We start from the raw sequence: 6,309 nt of genomic DNA on the forward strand, positions 1-6,309 counted from the left end.
AAAGAACACAAGAGCAGGTCGGAATGCCCGACCTGTTTTCTTTGAAGGGCAGAAAGGATGAAAATTATGGCAGTAAAACCTTATGTATTGGCTGAAAAAGCATATTTGACAGATTTGCGGCGGCATTTTCACGCACACCCGGAAGTAAGCCTCAAGGAATATGAAACATGCAAGAAAATCGAAGCGGAATTGGACAGCATGGGGATTCCTCACAAACGCATTGGAGAAACAGGTGTGTACGGCTGGATTGACGGGAAGAAAGCAGGAGACGGCGTAACCGTTGCCCTGAGAGCAGATATTGACGCACTGGCAATGGATGACTTAAAAGAAGTATCTTACCATTCCCAGAATGCAGGTGTTTGCCATGCCTGCGGACATGATGCCCATACAGCAACACTGCTGACAGCGGCAAAAATTCTGAAAGCAAAAGAAAATGAATTTTCTGGTCAGGTGCGTTTGTTCTTCCAGCAGGCAGAAGAAATCGGCCAGGGTGCCAGACAGTTTGTGCAGGCAGGTCTGCTGGATGGTGTGACCCGTGTATTTGGTGCCCATGTGACAAGTCATCTGGACAGCGGAAAGATTTCTCTGACAGCTGGCCCGCAGAATGCAAGCTGTGACTACTTTAAAATTCAGATTCATGGCAAAGGCGCTCACGTTTCTACACCACAGTTGGGGGTAGACGCGCTGTATATCGCATCTCAGATTGTGGTACAGCTTCAGACCATCGTTTCCAGAAATACAGACCCTCTGGAAACCGTTGTGGTTGGCGTTGGTAAATTAGAGGCAGGTACCCAGTACAACATCGTAGCAGAACATGCCGTGCTGGAAGGCACTACCCGCAGTTTTCTGCCGGAAGTACGGAAATTCACCAATGACCGCGTGGTAAGAATTGCGAAAGAAACAGCTGCATTGTATGGTGCGGAAGCGGAAGTGGAATTTTTGGATTTTGCGGCACCTCTGGTAAATGATGCAAAGGCAGTAGAAGAAGTAACTGCTGTGACAGCAGAATTTTTGCCGAGAGAAGACATCATTTCTGATTTCCAGAAAGCATTGGGTGCTGATGACTTTGCCGATTATCTGGCAGTGACAAGAGGGATGTATGCTTTTGTGGGCACCAGAAGTGCTAAGGACCCGCATACAGCTGTTGCTCATCACCATGGTTTGTTTGACGTGGATGAGGAAGGATTGCTTATTTCCTGCAATGTATATGTAGATTATGCCCTTTGGGTATTAAATGAAAAACCAGAAGCATAAAACAGAGAGAAAAGCCTGAACAGTGAAAGCTGAGGGCTTTTCTTTTTTTATGAGAAAAAATGATTTACAGAGATTTTACATGACCTTTATGGTTTTTTGACAGAAACATGTTTTAATGGCATTGTTGGGAAATAGAAAGAGGAGGTTATGTAACAATGAAAAAAAGAGTATTTACAGCGGCTTTGCTGACAGCGATGGTTTTACAGAGCATCCCTGCCTTTGCTGCGGAATATGAAGCAACAGCTTATGATGTATCCATTGCGGACGAATTAAAAGTGCCCTTTGCCGATTCCAAAGAGGGGTATTTTGAAGGCGGTCTGGTGACAGGTTTCGGTTCCGCAGTGACATTCAAAGGCTATAATGAAGCAGGTGAAATGCAGTTTTATGCAGTGACAGACAGAGGTCCCAATGCGGATGCACCCAAATATGAAAAAGACGGAACACAGACAGAAGCAAAGATTTTCCCTTGCCCGGAATTCACCCCCAGCATTGGGATTGTGACTATTAAGGATAATGGCGCTGTTGTGGATGAAGCCATTACACTGAAAGATGCAGAAGGAAACGAAATTTCCGGTCTGCCTCTGGAACCCGGTCAGGTTGGGGCAACGGGAGAAAGAGCACTGGATATGCAGCTTAATGATATCGGCTATGATAATGAAGGTCTGGACACAGAAGGCATTGCCGTAGATGCAGACGGTAATTTCTGGCTGTGTGACGAATATGGTCCTTTTATTGTAAAGACAGATGCCAATGGTAAGATTCTGGAAAAATATGCGCCCGGTGAAGGTTTGCCGGAAATTTTGCAGTACCGTATTCCTAACAGAGGTTTTGAAGGTTTGACCATCACACCCAATGGTACAGTGATGGCTTCTGTGCAGAGTGTACTGGATGTAAACGGCGAAACAGACGACACTGCTTGCTTTACCAGAATTGTGGCTCTTGACCCTGAAACAGGTGATACAAAAATGTATGCGTATCCTGTAGATTTGAGCCAGTACAGCGCACCTTCCAACTGCAAGATTGGTGATATTTATGCAGTGGATGATGATACACTGCTGGTCATTGAACAGGGCAAACTGGCAGACAAGACCATGTCTAATAAAATTTATCAGGTGGATTTGTCCAAAGCTACAGACATTTCTGACATGACTGTAGACGGTAAGGCATTGGAATATGCTTCTGCAGAAGAATTGCAGGATGATGTTGTGTTCGCGGAAAAAGAACTGCTGCTGGATTTGCGTGATTATGGCTGGACAGCAGAAAAAGCGGAAGGTTTGTGCATGGTTGATGAAAATACCATTGCAGTCATCAATGACAATGACTTTGGTATCGTTACCGTAACAGAAGATGCTGCAAACGAAGACGCTGACATTACCGACTATGTATACGACGCAGCAACAGGCACATTTACAAAAGACGGCACAGCAGCAGACGTGAAGGTTTCCATTGGGGAAAACACAGAGCCTGCACAGATTTGGACATTCCAGAAAACAGAAGAACCTGCAGCAGAAACTTCCTATATCAGCATCCGCAACGGTGTATTGCAGGCACAGGAAGGCGGCAAAACATACGGTGTGGATTTTGACAGCGAAAAACAGCAGGTTGTATTGACAACGGGTGGTACATATACAGCAACAGGCAAAGAAGATACCCAGAAAACTTTGACAGAAGTGGGGGAAGCATCTGCTTGGAAAATTGTGCTGGATGGCACAGCGCTGGATATTCCCGTATATCATATCAATGGTTATAACTATGTAGACCAGCAGGCTTTGGAAGCTGCACTGGCATAAAAAGGCTCATACGCAATCAATATACCCATACCAGAAAAAGGCTTTGCCCAAAGCAACTTCCCCTTAAGAAAACATTGATTTTTCTTTTCCTTGATTTCTTAAGGGGAATTGCGACGGCTGTCTTCAGAAGAAAACATACCCAATATAATCTCAGTAAAAATAAGAAAGCTGAAATCCTTTGTATGATAAGGATTTCAGCTTTCTTTGTTTTCTTATGAAGATGCCCCATGGGGCAGGGCTTTTTTCTTGTGGAAAAACAAAATCCTGTGGTACAATGTCAAAAAAAGATTGGGGGATAAGAGATGAAAAAAACACCTTGGATGTTGGGATACTGGACATTGCTGCGGATGTCTATCAGAATGAAAAAGAAATTGCCAGTATATATGCCCACAAGAGAATTTATTGACGGGTGTTGGAGATTAGCGTTTTTGGATGATATGGTCTGCCGTCATGAGTTGAATGGTGTAGTGATCAAAGGGGAGCCTATTGTTTTTCCGCCGAAAAAGGAATCTATTCCTTATCGGTATAAGCTTTTTTTGGAAATGTACGGGGAAGATACGGCAGAGGTATGGAAAAAAGCATACAGTAAAACATGGAAGCGGGCAAAGGCATTGAGGGGAAAATGACAATGTGATATACTAAAGACATGTATTTAGACAAAGACAAAGAGGAGGTTTTCAAATGAAGATCGGTATTTTGGGCCCGGGGAATATTGCGGAAAAAATGGCATACACCATCAATCATATGGAGGATGCCCAGTGTTATGCCATTGCATCCAGAGATTTGGAACGGGCAAAGGCATTTGCGGAAAAATTCGGTATTCCGAAGGCGTATGGTTCTTATGAAGAATTGGCAAAAGATCCGGATGTGGAACTGATTTATATTGCGGTGCCGCATTCCCATCACTATATGTATATGAAAATGTGTCTGGAACACGGAAAACCTGTATTGTGTGAAAAAGCCTTTACAGCAAATGCTGCCCAGGCAAAAGAAATTCTGGAACTGTCCAAGGAAAAAGACGTATTTGTTGGAGAAGCCATTTGGACAAGATACATGCCTTCCAGAAAAATCATTGATGATGCCATTGCCGCAGGCAAAATCGGGGAAGTCAATTTTGTAACGGCAAATCTGGGATATAATATCCAGCATGTACGCCGTTTGACAGACCCGGAACTGGCTGGTGGTGCACTGCTGGACGTAGGCATCTATCCTTTGTCCTTCATTGCCATGATTCTGGGGGATGAAGTGGCAAGTATCACTTCTTCCTGCGTGAAAACAGAAACAGGCGTAGACGCACAGAATGCTGTTATCCTTACATACAAAAACGGCAAAATGGCCATTGCCCACAGCGGTATGCTGGGACCTACAGAACAGTTTGGCATTGTCTACGGTTCCAAAGGGTATTTGGTGGCGGAAAATATCAACAATGTTGACCGCGTCTGCATTTATGACAATGACAGAAAACTGGTGGAAGCCATTGATATGCCGGAACAGATTACCGGTTTTGAAGATGAAGTACGTGCATCTATGAAAGCCATTCGGGAAGGCAAAATCGAATGTGAACAGATGCCGCACAGCGAAATCCTGCGGATGATGGAACAGATGGACAGCCTGCGGGAAGCATGGGGCATTCGGTATCCTTTTGAATAAGAAAAGAAGAACATGGAAAAGATAGACTGTATGGATGCATGCAGTCTATTTTTTGAGGAAAAATTACGAAATTCTAAGAAAACTTTTCCTTTCCATACTTTTCTTTATGATGAATTTATAGTATAATTCTGTAGAATATTTGTATACGATGGTTTGAGAATAAGGGTGAATATATGGCGACTTTAAAGGATATTGCGGCATTAGCCGGTGTCTCGCCTTCTACTGTTTCCCGTGTTTTGCAGGAAGATGCTACATTGTCGGTGACGGAGCAAACAAGGGAGAGAATCCGGCAGGCGGCACAGGAGCTCGGTTATGTGAAGCCGCAAAGAAAAAATATACAAAAAAATGTATCGAATGAAAGTAGGAAATATTGCGTAGGCATTGCCCAGATGGCTGTACAGGAAACACCTGAAGAGTGGTATTGTATGGTTTTGAAAAATGCTGTGGAGCAGGCTTGTTTTGCCAGAAATCTGGAAACAGTACCATTGTTTTTGGCAGAGGGATTGTCTGCAAAAGAAATTGGCAGAGAACTGCAGGGTATCATTGCCATTGGCGTTTTTCCAGAACATGTGATTCAGCAGCTGCGGACATATACGGAAAACATTGTCTTTTTAGGGGATGGTCCCGACGACAGCAAATATTACAGTGTTGTGCCACACCATACTTTAGCCATTGAGTTGGCACTGAATCATTTGTTTGCCAATGGACATCGGAAAATTGCTTTTATTGGCAGCAAAAATAAAAAGGAAGCTGCTTTATTTGAAATGCAGATGTTTGCCTTCCTCCATGCCATGTCATGCAAAGGAGAAGTTGGCAGCATTGTGGAATACGGCGGCAGTCAGGAAGAAGTGAAATCTTCTTTGAAAGATATGTGCGAACGTATTCAACCGACGGCTTTGCTGTTGGGAGCAGGGGTATCTGCCGGTGCGGTTGTGTATACACTGCGGGAAATGGGCATTTCCATACCAGAGGATATGAGTGTTGTGGCTTGCAGCATGACCAGACAACAGGATTGTTACGGTATTCCCCTAACAGCAGTACAGATCATGCGGCAGGAAATGGCAGAAGCGGCATTGTTTTGGCTGGAGCAAATGTGGGCTGGAGATCAATATCCCAAAAAGGCACTGGTACCAAGCAAATTGGAAGACAGAGGCAGTGTACGCTCACTGCTTTCCTAACTTAAAATTTTGTTGAAAATATACGTGTTTTTGAATTTCCAAAGGGAAATGGTATTTTGAGTATATGGAATAGAAAGAATAGAAAGCTGAAATCCTATGAACTGCACCCCATTTGTTAGACAGTATGATATACTGAATAACAAGTGGGGTGATTTTTATGCCAAAAGGAGTACCAAATAAACGATATACACCAGAATTCAAGCAACTGGTGGTAGAAACGATGCGGGAAGAAGGTCTAAGTCTCAGTGAAACCATGAGAAGATTTAATATCAACTGTCTCGGTATTATTAAGCGCTGGGAGCGCATCTATCTTGAGGAGGGTCCAGAAGGTTTAGCGGTAGAACGACGGGGACGTAAAAATACAGGACAGCCAGCAAAGCTGCCTAAAGAGATAGAGGAAGATTTGATTGCGGAAAATCAACGGCTGCGAGCGGAAA

General features: G+C 43.8%; 6 protein-coding genes. All 6 read left to right on the forward strand.

All coding sequences use genetic code 11. The features are described from left to right. Window positions 1–66 precede the first annotated feature (66 nt). On the forward strand, window positions 67–1,254 hold the full coding sequence (locus BUB35_RS11900) for an amidohydrolase (protein ID WP_072852031.1): 1,188 nt from the start codon (window positions 67–69) through the stop codon (window positions 1,252–1,254). A 155-nt stretch (window positions 1,255–1,409) separates the two neighbouring features. Beyond that, window positions 1,410–3,044: an esterase-like activity of phytase family protein gene (locus tag BUB35_RS11905; RefSeq protein WP_072852032.1), complete on the forward strand. Its 1,635-nt coding sequence runs from the start codon at window positions 1,410–1,412 to the stop codon at window positions 3,042–3,044. Between the two features lie 302 nt (window positions 3,045–3,346). Next, the gene (locus BUB35_RS11910; protein ID WP_072852034.1) at window positions 3,347–3,670 is read left to right on the forward strand and encodes a hypothetical protein; all 324 of its coding nucleotides are present in this window, start codon (window positions 3,347–3,349) and stop codon (window positions 3,668–3,670) included. Window positions 3,671–3,725: 55 nt separating this feature from the next. Next, window positions 3,726–4,694, forward strand: a complete 969-nt coding sequence (locus BUB35_RS11915; protein WP_072852043.1) for a Gfo/Idh/MocA family protein — start codon at window positions 3,726–3,728, stop codon at window positions 4,692–4,694. A 173-nt stretch (window positions 4,695–4,867) separates the two neighbouring features. After that, a complete protein-coding gene (locus tag BUB35_RS11920; protein WP_072852044.1) occupies window positions 4,868–5,872 on the forward strand; it encodes a LacI family DNA-binding transcriptional regulator in 1,005 nt (334 codons plus the stop codon). 157 nt (window positions 5,873–6,029) lie between these two features. Continuing rightward, on the forward strand, window positions 6,030–6,309 hold a 280-nt coding region (locus BUB35_RS11925; RefSeq protein WP_072852045.1), incomplete at its 3' end, for a helix-turn-helix domain-containing protein.

It is taken from the genome of Anaerotignum lactatifermentans DSM 14214, from assembly GCF_900142265.1.
Taxonomy (GTDB): Bacteria; Bacillota; Clostridia; order Lachnospirales; family Anaerotignaceae; genus Anaerotignum; species Anaerotignum lactatifermentans.

Coding starts and splice junctions, on each gene's coding strand:
- BUB35_RS11910 (WP_072852034.1), top strand. CDS start 3,347: ATGAAAAAAACACCTTGGATGTTGGGATACTGGACATTGCTGCGGATG.
- BUB35_RS11905 (WP_072852032.1), top strand. CDS start 1,410: ATGAAAAAAAGAGTATTTACAGCGGCTTTGCTGACAGCGATGGTTTTA.
- BUB35_RS11920 (WP_072852044.1), top strand. CDS start 4,868: ATGGCGACTTTAAAGGATATTGCGGCATTAGCCGGTGTCTCGCCTTCT.
- BUB35_RS11900 (WP_072852031.1), top strand. CDS start 67: ATGGCAGTAAAACCTTATGTATTGGCTGAAAAAGCATATTTGACAGAT.
- BUB35_RS11915 (WP_072852043.1), top strand. CDS start 3,726: ATGAAGATCGGTATTTTGGGCCCGGGGAATATTGCGGAAAAAATGGCA.